General features: G+C 49.5%; 11 protein-coding genes and 1 pseudogene. 10 read left to right on the plus strand and 2 right to left on the minus strand.

The features are described 5' to 3' along the window. Nucleotides 1-310: 310 nt before the first annotated feature. Together RRV97_RS03180 and RRV97_RS03185 are read right to left on the minus strand one after the other, a co-directional pair. A complete protein-coding gene (locus tag RRV97_RS03180) occupies nt 311-943 on the minus strand; it encodes a histidine phosphatase family protein (RefSeq protein ID WP_315611961.1) in 633 nt (210 codons plus the stop codon). Between the two features lie 91 nt (nt 944-1,034). Continuing rightward, the gene (locus tag RRV97_RS03185; protein WP_315611962.1) at nt 1,035-2,978 is read right to left on the minus strand and encodes a PEP/pyruvate-binding domain-containing protein; all 1,944 of its coding nucleotides are present in this window, start codon (nt 2,976-2,978) and stop codon (nt 1,035-1,037) included. A 344-nt stretch (nt 2,979-3,322) separates the two neighbouring features. On the opposite strand from RRV97_RS03185, the gene RRV97_RS03190 reads away from it, so the two are divergent. The 10 genes and pseudogenes from RRV97_RS03190 (at nt 3,323) to RRV97_RS03235 (ending at nt 18,478) form a co-directional block, all read left to right on the plus strand. Beyond that, the gene (locus tag RRV97_RS03190; protein WP_315611963.1) at nt 3,323-5,974 is read left to right on the plus strand and encodes a type VI secretion system Vgr family protein; all 2,652 of its coding nucleotides are present in this window, start codon (nt 3,323-3,325) and stop codon (nt 5,972-5,974) included. An 85-nt stretch (nt 5,975-6,059) separates the two neighbouring features. After that, nucleotides 6,060-8,753: a phospholipase D-like domain-containing protein gene (locus RRV97_RS03195; RefSeq protein WP_315611964.1), complete on the plus strand. Its 2,694-nt coding sequence runs from the start codon at nt 6,060-6,062 to the stop codon at nt 8,751-8,753. Between the two features lie 84 nt (nt 8,754-8,837). Next, nucleotides 8,838-9,854, plus strand: a complete 1,017-nt coding sequence (locus tag RRV97_RS03200; protein ID WP_315611965.1) for a DUF6396 domain-containing protein — start codon at nt 8,838-8,840, stop codon at nt 9,852-9,854. Nucleotides 9,855-9,920: 66 nt separating this feature from the next. Continuing rightward, complete coding sequence (locus tag RRV97_RS03205; protein ID WP_315611966.1) at nt 9,921-11,015, plus strand: DUF6396 domain-containing protein; 1,095 nt, start codon at nt 9,921-9,923, stop codon at nt 11,013-11,015. Between the two features lie 62 nt (nt 11,016-11,077). Further along, nucleotides 11,078-12,379 (plus strand): DUF2345 domain-containing protein, encoded by a 1,302-nt coding sequence (locus RRV97_RS03210; RefSeq protein ID WP_315612227.1) that lies wholly within the window; start codon nt 11,078-11,080, stop codon nt 12,377-12,379. Nucleotides 12,380-12,846: 467 nt separating this feature from the next. Then, nucleotides 12,847-13,878, plus strand: a complete 1,032-nt coding sequence (locus RRV97_RS03215; protein ID WP_315611967.1) for a hypothetical protein — start codon at nt 12,847-12,849, stop codon at nt 13,876-13,878. Between the two features lie 12 nt (nt 13,879-13,890). Continuing rightward, the gene (locus RRV97_RS03220) at nt 13,891-14,772 is read left to right on the plus strand and encodes a PoNe immunity protein domain-containing protein (protein WP_315611968.1); all 882 of its coding nucleotides are present in this window, start codon (nt 13,891-13,893) and stop codon (nt 14,770-14,772) included. 379 nt (nt 14,773-15,151) lie between these two features. Beyond that, a pseudogene (locus RRV97_RS03225) lies at nt 15,152-16,063 on the plus strand (type VI immunity family protein). A 740-nt stretch (nt 16,064-16,803) separates the two neighbouring features. Continuing rightward, nucleotides 16,804-17,664: an SDR family oxidoreductase gene (locus tag RRV97_RS03230; protein ID WP_003746677.1), complete on the plus strand. Its 861-nt coding sequence runs from the start codon at nt 16,804-16,806 to the stop codon at nt 17,662-17,664. After that, nucleotides 17,654-18,478, plus strand: a complete 825-nt coding sequence (locus RRV97_RS03235) for an ABC transporter ATP-binding protein (RefSeq protein WP_315611969.1) — start codon at nt 17,654-17,656, stop codon at nt 18,476-18,478. The genes RRV97_RS03230 and RRV97_RS03235 overlap by 11 nt, the downstream gene beginning before the upstream one ends. Nucleotides 18,479-18,542: the final 64 nt, after the last annotated feature.

Here is an 18,542-nt window from a genome sequence, read left to right on the forward strand (position 1 = left end):
ATGAGTGATGGAATAGTGTCTAGGGAAAATAGCTTCTACTATACTAAGTACCTCCAACTTCTTTGAGATAAGTACCTTAGCAGTTTATAAATACCATTACAAACAAATGCTAACGGAAGAGTAGGGCAGTAGCTAGCACTAGCCCAGTAACTGTGAACAGTAATTAAGCTGATGTAACGATGTGATTAAAAATCCATAAGTAGAACAATATTTAGCAGACTACCAAGCACACTTGGAAAAAGTGTTCGGCTAATAGCAAAAAAGGTAGGTAAAAATGCCCACCTTTTTTATTATCGTGGAATAGTTGTAATCATTGTAAATGAGCCACATTGTTAAGCTGCTCAATATGAAAACCGCTTTCACTATTGTATTTCACGATACTGATCGAAGTATTCAACAATGACACGGATTTACCCTCATCACGATGATTTTCCCAAGTCGCTCCGCCTAGTAAGGATAATAAAAGCCGCAAGGTATGGCCATGCGATACCACTAAAATATTGGCTCCCGATTGATGTACCTTAATGATATCGTAAAGGGCGGCCATTGCACGTACTGCTAATTGTTCAAAGGTTTCGCCACCATTACTTAATGCTTTATAAGCTGCCGGGTCAGTGATTAATTGTTTGAATTCGGTTAGCGTACGCAGGTCAGCGATTTGCATACCTTCCCAACTTCCAAAAGATTGCTCATTTAATCCACAGTGTTGAAAAAGAGGGATGGGACGCTGGCCGATAATATGGCCAGCCGTATCAATGGCACGTTGTAAAATGCTGGAATAAGCAGCGGTAAATTCTACTTGTTGTAGCGCTACGCCGGTTTTCTGAGCTCCTGCAATTCCTTGTTCGGTCAGTGGTGAATTGCCGGATCCCTGTAAAAGTCCTTGTTCATTCCATTGGGTACGGCCATGGCGAATAAAATAAAAAGTGAGTTGTTTTGACATCATAGTTCCTTGGAGAAGGGGAAGTATAGGGTATAACTAACTTATGATGCAAAGGCCGTCTGAAACGATAATTTCAGACGGCCTTTTTACTTTAACGTGTGCCGTTTAGATACGGTCGTGCCTGGAGGATGACAAGCTTACCATTGTCAAACGCCCATTCGATGTCCTGCTCACCATTAGCAAATAGCTGTTTGATTTGTTGGCCGGTTTGGTCAAGGCGACGTATTTGTTCTTGATTCATCACATTGCCACTGGTTACAAACACCTCCCGTATTCCACCGTTTTTATCCAGTTGCAGCGCTGTGGTTTCATTAGAGGAGCTGAGACGTTGTACAGAATCATTGCGACGGTTATAGACTACCTGTTCGGCTACCCGTTTACCTTCAACGACACGAATACCCAGTCCACGTTTGGCGGCAATGTAGGCGCTGTTTTTCTGAGCAATATCATAAGGATTGATGGTAACCAATACGCCGGAGAGATCTGCATTGATGCTTTGTTGTACGAAGACACTCATTTTCACGCTATCGTGAGGCAGTCCGGCAATACGGCGGGCTTCGTATGCGCTGTAATTGAAAACGGAGGCCCAAGATTGCTTCACTGCTTTGGCCAACGCGTTTTCATCGGTAACATTTGGTACGGTGGTGTACAGCCCTGCGCCGCTGAAATTGGGCAGGTCTTCGGAATTAGAGGAGCTGCGGACAAACACGCCTTTGCTGTTTAATTGATTGCGCCATTGTTCAGCCCATCTATGTTTCCATTCTGACGGGATTTCGGCATCGGTAATTTTTTTCTGCAGTGTGAGTAAAGCAGTGCGGCGCTTGCGGTTGTCTCCATCACTTTGTGTTTCGATGTGTGCCAGTGTTGTCGCGTTAATACCCAGCCTATCCATCATGGCTTGATAGTAGGCAAACGGAATGCAGAATCCGTCAGGAACGTTGCTGTTTGCAATATGGGCGCGGATATGACCGAGGTTGGCAGCCTTACTGCCGCAGTAACGGCTGTCATCACGGCGTAGGTTTGCCAAAGCCCGAAGGCTGTAATCGGAAACATCAGGTTGGGGCAGGGTAAGGCCGTCTGAAAAGCTTTTGCTGGTAGTGTTCCGGTTGGTTTGGACAATTCGGTATTGCTTAGCAGTCGCTTCAAATTCGATACGACGGCCAATATATGGGGCTAGGATTTTTTCTGCGTCTTTAAGGTAAATATTGGGAATCCCCCAACCGCGTGCCAGTACATTCACATGCGATAGTGCAGTGGATGGTTTTTCACTGATAATCCCCGCCACAGGGGGCAACTCTAGGGGAACCTCTTTCAAAATAATAATATCGTCGGCGCCGACATTATAAAGATCATCTTCTTTGGCAATAACGCGTAATGTGCCTATCGCTTTACCTTGGTTTAGAGGCAGGTAGGGGAAATTCTTAATCAAACTTTCTTGGGTAATAAAAGGAACTTTGCTTTGCTCGGCAACGGTTTCCTGCCATAAAGAATTGGTTTTATACCGCAACGGAGCGTAGAAACTGTCTTTCAGACGGCCTGCCGCCAATTTCAACAAATCAGGCGTGATTTTGTCTCCTTCCCAAAACTCATAAACATATTCCTGAGTACTATTTTGCCAACTGATAGTACCAAACAGATAATGCCGATTAGGACTACGGTATTGTTGATTCAATTCAGTTTTTGACAGCATGGGTTTCAAGATAGTAGCCAGATAGTGTTCATGCAGCCGAAATTTGGGAGTATTGATGTAGTCGGTACGGCCGTCGTCTTCACGATCGATGAGGAAAAGGATATGAGGAATTTCATATTCGTTCCCTTGCTCATAGATACGCGAAAGTAAGTCAAAATCGGCTTGGCTTTTGATTGCAGATAACGCAGGAATTTGTGTTTTAACTGGAGTGGCTTCAGTTTGACGCTTTTCAGACTCGTAATAAGAAGGCTTACGCGCCGTTGGTGCAGCCGTATCGACTGTCTCAGCCTCAGGACGGCACGCTGAAAGTAAAAACAATATTGGGAGGTAAAAAGCAGGTTTCATGATGTTGTTGGTTATCCAAATCAGATAAAAAGAAATATACCTATTGTAAAAATCTAAATCAAACTGTTTGTTGCCTGGATAAATCAGTTTTATCAAAGGCCGTTTGAAACGTGATTTCAGACGGCCTATCTAAATGGTGTTTTTAAGATAAATTTGGCAATTCTGTTTTGCAGTAACTGTATTACTGCTTTACTGAATAGTGGAGGAATAGGGCAGGGGGAAATGTCTCTTTATCCCTTATTTCAACCGTTCAGACGGCCTTTTTCCCATTCATCCCATTCGCTTTACCATCGGTATTATCCCCGTTACCATACAGTGTTCATCGTCAGTCGGATATTACCCTTATGACCGCCCGCCAATCCTACCACCTCATCTTTGCCCGTTTTTTCCCCTCACTTTCAGTCCGCTCCTTCAGCGCATCAGAAGCAGTCAATACCGCTTACCGTGTCGAAATCACCGCCACCTCTACCGATTCCTCCCTGCCGCTGTCTTCCTACCTCAACCAGCGCGCAGCGTTTGAGATTCGTCCGCAGGAAGGCTTACTGTCGGAAGTAGTCAGTGCATTCGGGTCTGCTTCAGACGATCCCCCGGCGAAGCAATGGCAGGGCATTATCACCTCATGCGAGAAGTTGTCCGTTTCCAAGGATGAAACCGTTTACCGCTTTGTTTTAGAGCCGCGTTTCGCGGCAATGAAACATTTCCAAACCTCCCGGCTGTTCCAACACCAAACCGTCCCCGACATCGTTGCAGCGGTCTTCAAACACCACGGCTTCTCCGGTGTCGACTACCGTTTCCAAAAGAGCCGCAACTACAGCGTCCGCGAGTATGTGACCCAGTATCTCGAAAGCGACTTCGACTTTATCAACCGTCTGTGTGAAGAAGAAGGCATCTGGTATGCCTTCGAACAGCATGAACAACATGGCGACGTAGTCGTCTTCGGCGACAGTCCCGAGCACTATTTGCGCAGCCAAGGCTTACCCGTTTCCTACCGCCCCCATGCCGGATTGGAGAGTGTCGGTACCGAAGCACTGTTCAACTTAAGCATCTGCCACAACCCCATTGTCGAAGGCATACGCACGTCTGACTACAACTACCGCAGCGCCGATACCGACCTCTTTGCCGAAACCGACAACAAACAATCCGAAGAATCTGCCGACAATACCGTCTTATTGGGCAAACAGCAGCATTGGGGCCTTCATCCCAAAACCCCCGACGAAGCCCAAGTTCAGACGACCCTGTTGAACGAAGCCGTCCTCTGCCGCCAAACCGTCGCTGCCGGCAGCGGCAACGTCGTCTCCATGACGCCGATGAAGGTGTTCCAAACCGATGTCTCCTTCCCCGAAGCACCCGACGGCTGGCTGGTGCTCAGTATGGAACACAGCGGCAGCCGCGATACCGCCTACAGCCATACCTTTACCGCCATTCCCGCCCAACTCGCCTACCGTCCCGAACGCACCACCCCGCGTCCGCATATCGATGGTACCTTACCGGCACGGGTGACCGCGGCGGAAAACTGCACCTACGCCTACATCGACGACATGGGCCGCTACCGCGTCAAACTGCCGTTTGACCTGGACGAATGGAGTCCGGGCGGGGAAAGCCGTCCCGTCCGACTGGCCAAACCCTATGCCGGTCCCGAATACGGCATCCACTTCCCATTACACGAAGGCACCGAAGTGATGCTTTCCTTCGTCCAAGGCAACCCCGACCGTCCGTATATCTCCGGCGTCATGCACGACAGCGCCCACCCCGACCACATTCCTGCCGATTGGAATACAAGGAACGTCATCCGTACCTGGGCGAACAACAAACTGAGGATGGAAGACCAAAAAGGTCAGGAACACATCAAACTCGCCACCGACTACCAAAAATCCCAACTCAACCTCGGCCATATCGTCGACTCAAACCGCAACAAACGCGGAGAGAACGGAGAGGGCTTCGAACTCAGAACCGACGGTTGGGGTGCCGTACGGGCGGGTAAGGGCATACTCGTCAGTGCACAAAACCAAGATGCCGGCGGCAAAGTGCTGGATATGGATGATGCCATCGCACAAATCGAACAGGCACTCTCCCTCGCCAAAAGCCTGAACAAAGCCGCCCAAACCGCCGACAACCACAATACCGATGAAGAAACCCAAAGGGGCCGTCTGAAAGACGCCCTCAAAGACCTGAAAGAGGCCGGTTTGATCCAAACCGCCCCGGCCGGTATTGCCACCGCAACAGAGCAAAGCCAACTGCACACCGCCAATGAAAACATCCACCTCGTCAGCGGGGCAAACACCGACATTACCGCCGGCCAAAGCCTGACCGCCCATGCGGCAGAGAGCCTTAACCTGTTTGCGCAAAGCAGCGGCATCAAGGTGCAGGCTAATCAGGGTGCAGTCACTGTACAGGCACAGAATGACGAGTTGCAGCTGAATGCTTTGAAGGACGCAACGTTAACCAGCAGCGCAGGAAAAATCACCATAGCGGCGAAGGAGGAGGTTCTGATTACCTGCAAAGGGGCGTATATCAAGTTGAGTAACGGGGAGGTTGAGATCGGGAGTCCGAAGGTGGTGCGGGTGAGGGCGCCGTTGGTGGTGAGTGGGGCTTCATCAATGGATATGACACATCCGTCATGGCCGAAAACTTTGCCGAAGCGACCGATGAAAATTAAACTGCAACAATCGCCACATTCACAAAATTCCTATATTGGTATGCCTTATACGTTATATGCAGATGGTGTAGAAATTCAAAAAGGGATTATTGGTAAAAATGGCATAGATTGGGAGCGGGAAATCGGTATTCAAAAATATAAAGTCGTATTGGCTGATAAAAGAGAGTTTTTGATTCCCATGGTTAATGAGTATGAGGAAAATACAAGTAAAAATAAAGATAGCAATCAGGGTTTTCATCCGTACGAAGACTCCAGTTCGGGTACCGCAATTGAAAATGCAAAAAAATATGCCCTTCTTATCAGGGAAGAATCTAAAAATATTGATGATGAAGATAAATAGTTAAGCAGAGCTTCAACAAAATTTTCTGTTTTGTCAGATTTGTATAACAGACCTAGCTACTTTCTTGAAAAAGGATAGAAAAATTATGTCTTTTGAAACGGATAGACCCCAGAAATTCACCGCTCCATTATGCGAGAAGGACAAGCGTGTCCAATTATCATCTTCGGTTTTTCTGCATGGGAAAGCAGCACAATATCCTATATCGGAATCAACATTTAAACCGCTGGTCAATGGAGAAAAAGCTTTCGGTGAAGTGTACGAGCGTATCAGTAACGCTAAGAAATCAATAGAAATCACCTGTTGGGGCTTCCAGCCTTCGATGTATTTTAAACGGAATGGCAGTGAGCCTCCCATAGGCGAACTACTGGCTAAAAAAGCCGTTGAGAATGTGAAAGTCAAAATCATGTGCTGGCAGACTGCGGCAGGGGTTGAGAAACTTGGTGGGGAGGACAACACCCCGGGGAGAAGCATGCCTGCCAAGCTGCACGAGGTTAATATTTTGCCGCATTTGTTGGAATTCTTGAAATCGGATGCCGTCTCCATACAGGATTTCGAAAACTTTGTAACACGGTATGAAGACGCATTTATCGGCTCAAGCGCACAACTTGGCTATACCGGGAAACAAGCCCACTATGACTGGGCATGGCATCTGCTTAATTCTGCCGAAATGGATGATGCTTACTACCATAGCTCCTGCAAAAAACTGCTGCAAACCAAGTGCAGGATAGCTCCTATAGTGCAAACAATGGTAGTAAAGCAGGAAGCCGATCGTGCAAAGGAAGATTTTTTTCACAAATTAATCCCTTCTTCAGTGAAACAGGCTTTTGAAGATTTATTAAAGAACGGATCGAACCTTGCAGAAGCAAGCTTTGAGATTTTGGCCAATCTATATAACCACTTCGATTCTCCCGTGCTTGGAAAAATATATACGGATTTACCTATAAAGGCCGATGATAATTTTAATAGTGGCACGGAATTCCGTCGGAGGATACACAAACAGGTAAGTAATTATCTGGATAAAATATTTTCCCCTTGGAACGGCATATCTTATGATGCTCCCTCGAGTTTCATTCGTAATTATCTATTTTGCATCAGTTACGCCTTCCTGAAAAAATACCGCTCGGAATTTCCCTATACTTACCATCTTTTTTCCACCGGTCTTTCTGAAAGCGCGAGAGAGGGTTTGGAATACAACCCTTCTAAAGGTATGGAGCTGGATATGGCTACGGATACTGCCGAATCCCAATGCCTGAATCATGACGATACCGACTCGGAAATACCCGACGTCACACCAATCGACAACGCCACATCAGTGGAGGTATCCGTTAACGGTTCACCTGCGCTCACCCCTTCAAAGGTCATACTATCCTTCAAATCTCGCCTCATCCCGCCTGAAGACATACGCGCGAAGGAAGGCCGTCTGAAAGATGGCGGTATTAGCAGACTGACAAAAGACGTATATGCTATTTTCCCGTCGCATCACCAAAAAACCGTTTTAATTGATTATGAAGCCCCTAAAATCGCTGTCGGTTTTGTAATGGGACACAACATGCTCGAAGCCTACTGGGATACCTCTAAGCACGGTAGACGGGGCAAATCGCCTAATACCGGTGCATTTTTTCCCATTCCGCGTCAAGATGTTTCCAGTATAGTGAGTGGGGAGGTGCTGCATGATTTAAACGACAATTTCATTAAATCATGGGAAAAAATTGCCCCCGAAGATGCGGATTTCGTTGCCGCCCGCAAAAAAATTTCCCGCAAAGCCTACCGACCCAATGCAAAACTGGGTACGAAGATGATGGCCCAGATTGTCCGCACCCAGCCCGAGAAGGAATTCGACCGTGAAGAAGTCATGGCACTATACGGGCAGCTGGTCAAGCGCAGTTGCGCTTACCTGTATTTTGAGAACCAGTATTTCCGTTGGCCGCCGTTGGCGGATGCCCTTAGGGAATGGGGAAAGACCTTGATAGAATGCGGGCGCAAAGAACCACTTTGTATCTTTGCCGTAACCAACACCAGCAATGAAGGGCTGGGGGCCGGTCGCATCAATACCGACCGTATGCTCGCACGGCTCGGTCGCCGGGATGTCATGCCCGGAGTCGGCAAAGCCAGGCTGACGCAGAAATTGAAACAACAGGCAGAAGACCTGTCCGACCAACTGCCCAATAATTGGTTCGGCTTAAGGGAAGACACGCCCCAAGAAGCCCGGATGCGCCGCCAAAAACAGGAAGCGGAACAATTGCGGCAGGAACTCGACCGACTGAGTCTTGAAAAAGACGCAGACTTGGACAAACTCAGGCAGATTTTGAAAAAAGACCTGGCCTCAGAGGGATTGGCCGTACACGTCTGCCGTCTGGTCAGCACTGAAGTGCGCGAACGCGATGCCGATCCGAAAAACGGCAGCAATAACGCACAGGAAATCTATATCCACGCCAAAGTCGCCATAGCCGATGATGCCTACCTGACACTGGGATCGAGCAACATCAACACCCGCAGCATGCAGATAGACAGCGAATTGAATATCGCCACCGAACACGGGGATACCGCCCGCAAACTGCGTCAAGAGCTGTGGGGCATCCACACCGGCGGCAATGCCGGTTTGAATCCGGCGGGACACCTGAACGATCCGAAGGAGGTAAAAAAATTGTTTAGAAAATGGGATAAAGCAATGAAAAAAAACAAAGAGTCATTTAGAAAATCCGCTCCCTTGACCATGTCCTTGCTCGAATTCGAAATGCTCGACCCCTCGGTAACGCCGTACAAATACGATTTGGATTGAACCATGACCAAAGCCATCAGCCTTATCCTGGCCGCTGTCCTTTTGGCTGCCTGTACCCCGAACCCGCCCGCAAAGGAAGAACGCATGAGTACCGACAAATGGGAAAAAATGGACATCGTCCTGACCACCGAAACCTATCCGCCGCTGCCCGAAGAAGCCGACACCCTCTACCGCTACGCCCTCTGGCACGACATCAACACCCGCAGAAAACCCAGCACCCGCCACAAACTGCTGCCCTACCTGCGCTATTACCGCATTGCCGCCGCCAACGGCCACTGGCAGGCCAACAAAACCCTGCAGCACATCCTGATGTACAACGAAGATGTCGATATCCCCGACCGCAGGGACGAAGGCGTCGCCCTGAACGAACTGCTGGCGCAACAGCTGCCCGCCACCGCCGATTTATGGTGGAGTACCTACATCCTGTTCGGCTACGGGCCCAAACACGACAAAGGCGATGCCGCCGCCTACCTGCGCCGTGCCGCCGACCGCGGCAACCCCGAAGCGATGTACATGATTGCCGAACTTCTGTCGGATCAGGCGGTCAGGCTGCCGGAAGGCGAAGAGCGGCGCAAGTTGCTGGATTTGAGCGACAAGTTCTACCGCTATTCCGCCGACAAAATCCACCGCTTCCCCAGCGGGAAGGGAGGGGAACAAGCCAGTATCACAGCAACTGTGATCCAACACAATGCGGAAGACGCCATGTTTTACGCCCAGCAGTCCCTCCGAGGCGGCACCTATCAGGGGGCGGTAATCCTTCAGTCGATCTTTGAAGGTGAGGAGAAAGAACTTTCCGTCAAGCCCGACCAAGAGCGGGCGCACCGTTATGAAGTCATCAGTGATTATCTCTTTACCACATTCGAAGTCTATCCCGAAGCCACGGTAGAGGAAATCGACGACATCGTACCGCTGCCGCCCGCGCCGCTGCCCGCCTGGGATGGCAAACTCAACATCCAGCGTTTCGTGGAAGGCAAAGAGCCGCCCAAGCCCGCCGAAGAACTGGTAGAAAAACTGGCCGCCGCCAAAGGCCTGGACCCCGCCACCGGCCTGCCGCTGCCGAAAAAAGAAACCGCCCGCCGCTGGTGGAACTGGTGGGATTAAAGCCGAAGGCCGTCTGAAAAACTTTCAGACGGCCTCCACTACATTAAGGGAAAAAAGGAGAAAACCATGCAGAAATTCCTCATTGCGCTATTCGCCATCCTTTTGGCTGCCTGTACCCCGAACCCGCCCGCAAAGGAAGAACGCATGAGTACCGACAAATGGGAAAAAATGGACATCGTCCTGACCACCGAAACCTATCCGCCGCTGCCCGAAGAAGCCGACACCCTCTACCGCTACGCCCTCTGGCACGACATCAACACCCGCAGAAAACCCAGCACCCGCCACAAACTGCTGCCCTACCTGCGCTATTACCGCATCGCCGCCGCCAACGGCCACTGGCAGGCCAACAAAACCCTGCAGCACATCCTGATGTACAACGAAGATGTCGACATCCCCGGCCGCAGGGACGAAGGCGTCGCCCTGAACGAACTGCTGGCGCAACAGCTGCCCGCCACCGCCGATTTATGGTGGAGTACCTACATCCTGTTCGGCTACGGGCCCAAACACGACAAAGGCGATGCCGCCGCCTACCTGCGCCGTGCCGCCGACCGCGGCAACCCCGAAGCGATGTACATGATTGCCGAGCTTCTGTCGGATCAGGCGGTCAGGCTGCCGGAAGGTGAAGAGCGGCGCAAGTTGCTGGATTTGAGCGACAAGTTCTACCGCTATTCCGCCGACAAAATCCACCGCTTCCCCAGCGGGAAGGGCGGGGAACAAGCCAGCATCACAGCAACTGTGATCCAACACAATGCGGAAGACGCCATGTTTTACGCCCAGCAGTCCCTCCGAGGCGGCGCATATCAGGGCGCGGTAAGCCTCAGGTTGATCTTTGGAGGTATAGAGAAGGAACTTGCCGTCAAGCCCGACCAAGAGCGGGCGCGCCGTTATAAAATAATAGACCGCTACCTGTCCACCACATTCGAAGTCTATCCCGAAGCCACGGTAGAGGAAATCGACGACATCGTACCGCTGCCGCCCGCGCCGCTGCCCGCATGGGACGGCAAACTCAACATCCAGCGCTTCGTAGAAGGCGAAGAGCCGCCCAAGCCCGCCGAAGAACTGGTAGAAAAACTGGCCGCCGCCAAAGGCCTGGACCCCGCCACCGGCCTGCCGCTGCCGAAAAAAGAAACCGCCCGCCGCTGGTGGAACTGGTGGGATTAAAGCCGAAGGCCGTCTGAATAGGCGGCAGCCGCGACAGCGCCTACAGCCACACCTTTACCGCCATACCCGCCCAACACACCTTCTATCCCGAACGCACCACCCCGCGTCCCCACATCGTCGACACACTGCCCGCACGGGTAACCGCGGCGGAGAACTGCACCTATGCCTATATCGACGATATGGGCCGCTACCGGGTCAAACTGCCGTTTGATTTGGACGAATGGAGTCCCGGCGGCGAAAGCCGTCCCGTCCGGCTGGCCAAACCCTATGCCGGTCCCGAATACGGCATCCACTTTCCCTTACACGAAGGCACAGAAGTGATGCTGTCCTTCGTACAGGGCAACCCCGACCGTCCGTATATCTCCGGCGTCATGCACGACAGCGCCCATCCCGACCATATCCCAGCCGACTGGAACACCCGCAACGTCATCCGTACTTGGGCGAACAACAAACTCAGGATGGAAGACCTGCAAGGCCAGGAACACATCAAACTTGCCACCGACTATCAGAAATCTCAACTCAACCTCGGCCATATCGTCGACTCAAATCGTGATAAACGCGGAGAGAACGGCGAAGGCTTCGAACTCAGAACCGACGGTTGGGGTGCCGTACGGGCAGGTAAGGGCATACTCGTCAGCGCACAAAACCAGGATGCCAACGGCAAAGTACTGGATATGGACGATGCCATCGCTCAGATCGAACAAGCACTCTCCCTGGCCAAAAGCCTGAACAAAGCCGCCCAAACGGCCAACAACCACAACACCGATGAAGAAACCCAAAGGGGCCGTCTGAAAGACGCCCTCAAAGACCTGAAAGAGGCCGGTTTGATCCAAACCGCCCCGGCCGGTATTGCCACCGCAACAGAGCAAAGCCAACTGCACACCGCCGGTGAAAACATCCACATTGTCAGCGGGACAAACACCGACATTACCGCCGGCCAAAGCCTGACCGCCCATGCGGTAGAGAGCCTTAACCTGTTTGCCCAAAGCAGCGGCATCAAAGTGCAGGCCAATCAGGGTGCAGTCACTGTACAGGCACAGAATGACGAATTGCAGCTGAATGCCTTAAAGGATGCAACGTTAACCAGCAGTGCAGGTAAAGTCACCATTGCGACGAAGGAAGAGGTTCTGATCACCTGCAAAGGGGCGTATATCAAACTGAGCAACGGGGAGGTTGAGATCGGGAGTCCGAAGGTGGTGCGGGTGAGGGCACCGATGGAGGTGACGGTGCCTAAACAGATTAATCACTTTATACCTGCTATGAATCAAAAATCCCCAACCTGGCTGGCGTTCCAATACCTAGACAGCGATATGCAGCCCATACCATCCGTGAAATATAAGGCTTATTTCAAACAGGGGAAATAGTAAAGGGAACAACTGATGAAAACGGTTTTTACGAATTTGATAATCCCCCATCCGATATCGTGGATTTAGTCATTGAAAATCAACCTATCAAACCATCAAATGACGGTATTGGTGATTTTTTGGATGCAGTCATCTTTAAAAAAGGGAAAAAACACAATGGCTGATTCACTAATAGAACGTTGCAACAATTTTTTTACATGTGTTTATAATGATTTATCCAATGCTGCTAAACAAGGAAGCAAATGGGTATCATCAAACTTTGATAGTATGATCGACAGAGTTACCTGGATTTGGGGGGTACTGAAAGGGGATTGGGACGGAGAGAGAAGCGACAGTCAGATTATCGCTGATGCAGTATTGGGATTCGTCCCCTACGTAGGTCAAGTATTGGATATACGGGATTTGGCTGCCTGCATCTATTCACTCACAAACGACAAGGACAGAACCCCGACTCATCATGGGTTGCATTGACACTGGCAATATTCGGCACTATACCCGGTGCAGGCGATGTTGCCAAAGCTGCTTTAAAAATCATCCTTCTGAAAATCAGGAAAATGGGGGTGAACAATGTCGGCAGGGCGGTACAGGCTGCTTTGATGCCGATACGAAGGTTACTCAGGGACGAACAGCTGGTTAAACTCGTCGGCAGCCAAAGGCTGCAAAACGTTTACCGTATCATGGCTAATTGGTGCAGGACTAAGGCAAAGTCTTTAGCGGTTCAAGACATTATTAATCGTTGGAAGGCTTTAAACAAAATACTTGCGGATGAGGTGATAGGCAGGCTGTCAAAAGTCGAATATGCCCTGCCTAACGGAGCCATGTCCGATTTGCGCCACCTGCTTGCAGAATCGCAACGTTTGCAAAATCAGGCAGTAAGATCGCTGCAAAGTGCCGTAGACGAAGTAAAGGTCACCCTGAACGGGATTGCGGATGCTTTGGAAAAAGAGGCAGGCGGTTTGCAGGCGGCAAGGGTGGGGAACAAAACGCCGGTTCGACTGAAGAGGCACGACCCGAATATCGTCCGCGGCTGGAATAATGCCAAAAAAGGACTGTACGGGGAATTGATCAGCGACGAATACATGGTAAATAAGGGGTTCAAAAACCTGCTTCCCGATAACCGCCGGGTGCGCAGTTTGGAAGACGCGCCCAAAGGTCGCGGGATAGACGGTATATACGGTAATCCTAATCCGCCGCCGCCGTATGTGGTAACAGAAACAAAATTTCGAACGGATGCAGATCAGTATGTGGACAGAGACGGGACGCTGACGAAGGCGAAGAGTCCCTTAGGCTTGCTCGGCAATACAAAAAGTAGTGGAAGACAGATGAGCGATCAATGGGTTAATGATAGATTAGAGAAGGAAATTGGGGATAAGGCAAGGGATGTCCGTCAGGGTGGTTATGAAAAATGGCTGATGATAGTCGGGCCGGACGGCAAAATAGAAGCCATCCATAAACTCAACCCGGGTGCAACTGGAATCAAACAGACAGTCAAACCTTAAGAAGGAAAAACAATGTGCGAATTTGAAAAAAACAAACGGGCTATTTATCTGACAGAAAGAAATTTTCTTCATAGGAAAAAATTTTTTGAAGAAGATTTACAGGAAGATGTTTTTTCAATCAAAACACCCCAATGGATCTTAGATGACCCCGATTATGGGCAGAGGCGTTATCACCGCGGCTTGAGTTGGAATCAAATATCAACCGCCATGCGTTACTGCCAACTCCTCTATTCTGCAGGCCTTCCCATGCCCGAAGTCGTTTCCGCCACCCATGACATGCTCGAACGCTTCCACAAGCATTTCGACATTGATTTTCCCGAAGACAAGCTGCAACTGTGGGAAGCCGATTCCTATGCCTACATCCTTTGGCTGCTGGGTCTGGCCGTATTGTCCAACCATAAAGAAAGCCTCAACCGCATCCCCGGCTGGCTTTCACCCGATTTGGATGAAAATGGAGAGCGCATCCTTGGCGGGGCCCCGCTGGTGGATGCACCGATGAAGGCATTGCTGGATTTGGTCGGTTATCGGGGCAGGGTTCAGGTCAATCCCGAACCGTTTTTTCCAAAAAGCGTTTATATGCTGATACCCGACATCATCAATCCGCCCAAGAATCCCGACAATCCGTTTGAATCTTTGGCGATCCCTCGCGGCAGGCTGCTGCGGGACTATCTGAAAGGCTGGTACAAAACCAATAAGGATACTTATTGGTATGACTACCATAAAGTCAGGGATGGAGAATTGTTCTTCGGCTACTGGGCATTCGAAACCGCCATTTTTACCCTGCTGCTTCATGCAGATATGGAAGGTCGACCCTTAAAGGCAATGGGTTTTTATCCGAAGGACTATATCGAATATGCCCGCAAACACGGGTTTGCGGTATTGGACGGCATATAGGATGGCAATGGGAAAGGCCGTCTGAAAAACACTTTCAGACGGTCTAAAATATTCGACCTCTACATTGGATCAAACATGCCTCCTCAAGAACAAAAAAACCGTTTGAACGACATTATATTTCATGCACAGCGTTGCGAACTATACGACGACGAACACAGACTGTATGCCAAGATGGGGCTGGGCATTACTATATATTTCTACGGCGGCGGGAGTGAAAGCGGGCAGCGGAAGTGGATGTGTTCAAAAGATATCAAGCGCAATATAGCAAGTATCTGAACGGTTTGTTCTTTGAAGAACATCAAAGATTTGTCAAATTTAGTGCCGCACAATTTCAAAAAAGTATGGAGAAAAGCCAAAAAACAGCCCAACGGGATGAAAGATTAGAAGCCCATATCAGTTCGGAACGAAAAAGCGATTATGCCCGGACTACCATTGCTCCACTCTAACCACATCTCCAACAGGAGAACTCGAATACAACTTCCTCAGCTATTTAAGTTTGACCTTCCCCATCGATTGGTTGAAAGATGAAAACAAACGGACGGAATTTGAAGAATGGGTGGATTACCTGTGTGCACAATTTAACGTACTGCACGGCTACGCAGGGTTGGAATGCATCCTGCCTTACGGCTGTGAGGAATGGGAGCCGCACGAATACTAGGTTGCCACTCATTACTATAATGTGATGCCCAACTGCAATGCTTATGCAGGGTTAAGGGATTATAAGGATGCAGCTAAAAGCATCGCTTGGTACACCATTCTAGGCAAATCCCTATTCATGCGTATCGAACCTCAGGTATGGGCGCGGCTGGCAGCCCAGTACCCTGAAATCACGGTCAAAACGCAGGCAAACGGCGTTTCCGTCATCAAAATCGACGAACTGCCCGACGTCGGCGATGCCGGCGAACAGCTGCCTTTAAATTACCAGGCATTGAACGAAGCCTTAAGGCCGGTCATCAAAGCTGTTCCCAACCGCCTGCACCACCTTTACGATGCGCCCCATTTTGATGCTGTCAAAACCTATTACTGGACACACCGCTGGGACAACCCGAATATGAAGGACGGGATATTGGACCCAGAGGGCAAAATCGTTAAAACTGCGCCGATACTGGTGGAAAACGGCGAAACCGTCCGTGTGCCGTACAGCGGAGTATGGCAGCCGTTCAACCACAATGGGGAAGCCATACATTTGGAAAAGGGAAAGCCCTTTCCCGATGTGCCCAAGCCTGAAGATTTGCTGGCGCAGACTTTGTGGAGACTAATCAGCAGGGATGACGGTGGGGACTTGCTTTAGATAAATATCAGAAAGACCATCGTAAGTATCTTAATGGTATTTTAATGAAGCCTAATAGTAAAAGGCCGTCTGAAACATTTCAGATAGCCTTTTATATTTAAATCCTGTAACTAATTGAACTACTGAGCGAAACAAGACTTAGCAGGCTAAAACACTAGCATTATGAATTTAACATAATATAAATTAATTTCTTTTTCCCTATTCTTCTACAAATTCCGCTGTTTTGTTCCTATATGTCAAATGAGAATTATTGATACTCTAGAGAGTGTGCTCATAGTACTCCAATTTTTAGTATCAAATCAATAGGTTTTAAGAAATTTGTCAGTTTAATTATGCTATAACTCTATCACTTAATTATTTAGTAGTGGAGTAGGGCCGTGGGGACATACCCCAAGCTCTTTAAATTCTTTGCGAATAGAGAAATGCAGTACAAATACTTGGTAATGTAAATGCCACCTAAATTCTAAAAACTAGTAAAAGAGGTCCGTTTTAAGCCATAAGGGACCTGAAAACGGAAAGACCACAATCCTAACCTAATTATTAATATCAGCTTAATAATTAAGTAAGTCTTTCGCGGCTTATCGTATGCAGGAAAACTGCTACAATAAAATAACCATTAATAAACCATCCCTTAAATCTATTCAGTCTACCTGAAACCCAAAAAGCAGCATACACATGGTTTTACAGAAACCCTGTAAACGGCAAAGCTATCTCTTTAGAAAACGCATAAGGAAAACAACATGAATCTAGCCATCACTGGCTCCAGCGGCAACATCGGCGGTATGGTTGCCCGTCATCTGAGCACACGCGGCCTGCCGCTTATCCTGCCGCTGCGTAACCCCGCCAAAGCGCCCAATCTCATGAACTGCGAGGCGCGACGGTTTGCCTATGGCGATTTGGAGCTTGCTAAGCAGGCTTTAAATGGGGTGGACGTGCTGTTTATGGTGTCCGCCGCCGAAAGTCCGATGCGTGAACAGGAGCATTTGACTCTGGTGCAGGCTGCTTCGGAAGAGGGCGTGCAACACATTGTCTATCTCTCTTTTGCTCAAGCAGCGTTGGACAGCACCTTCACGCTGGCGCGTACCCATGCGGTTACCGAAAATGCAATCCGGCAAACAAATATGCGCTACACCTTTCTGCGCGACAATTTTTACAGTGAGATGATGGCAACGATTGCCAACGCAGACGGCATCATCGCAGGCCCTGCTGATGATGGGTGCGTTGCCTGCGTTTCACAGCGCGATGTCGCCCAAGCAGCGGCAAACATTATCGCCGACATCGCATACGGCAACCACCGCCACGACAATCAGACCTACACGCTGACCGGTTCCCAATCATTAAACTTCGCTGAAATAGCCGCCGTCTTAACCGAAATTACCGGCAAACCGCACTGCTACCACAATGAAACTGTGGAAGAAGCCTTCGCCAGTCGCAAAGCTGAGTATCCTGACACGCCCGATTGGCAGATTGAGGCATGGGTTTCCACCTACACCGCCATTGCTAAAGGCGAACTTGCCGCAGTTTCAGACGACCTGCCACAGTTGTTGGGACGTGCACCACTTAATTTTGAAGACGTAGTAAGGGCACAATATGCAAAATAATCGTGTCCCGTTTATCGAATTTCACGGCGCAGGCAAGCAGTATAATGGCAAATATGCTGTGCGCGATTTGGATTTAACCATTTATCAAGGGGAATTTTTCGTGTTAGTGGGCGGTTCGGGCAGCGGAAAATCCACTACTTTACGCATGATTAACGCGCTAATTGAACCTACCGATGGCAACGTTTATCTGCACGGCAAACGGATTAAAGACTACGACATCCGCCAACTTCGCCACCAAATTGGTTACGTATTGCAGCAAATCGCGCTTTTTCCCACGATGACCGTAGCGGAAAATATCGAACTCATGCCTGACGTACTGGGCTGGCCGAAAGCCGAACGCAAAACGCGTGTGAATGAATTATTGGAGCTGGTGGAACTTGACCCTGCGCATTACCGCGACCGCTATCCGCACGAACTTTCCGGCGGTGAACAGCAGCGCATCGGTATTTTGCGAGCCATTGCAGCCAAGCCCCAAGTTCTGCTGATGGACGAACCGTTTTCAGCACTTGACCCGCTGGTACGCACCGTGCTGCAAGACCAAATTGCTATGATTCACCAAAAATTTGGCACCACTATCGTTTTCGTTACCCATGATATGCAGGAAGCCGCCAAACTCGCTTGCCGTATCGGTGTAATGCATAATGGCAAACTGGTACAAATCGGCACACCTGAAGAAATCAAAAAGCAGCCGGCAAATGATTATGTGCAATCGCTGTTTTCCACTGCCGACGCACCCGATGCCGAACGCATCATCCACCAATTCTTACGGTTGGATAAACAGGGACAGGAAGCTGTGAGAAGGGCAGTATTATGATGGTGAAGGCCGTCTGAAACCTTTTTCACGGCGCTAACACCTTTGCTGTAAAGCAAACATAAAC

It is taken from the genome of Neisseria sp. DTU_2021_1001991_1_SI_NGA_ILE_055, assembly GCF_032342915.1.
GTDB lineage: Bacteria > Pseudomonadota > Gammaproteobacteria > Burkholderiales > Neisseriaceae > Neisseria.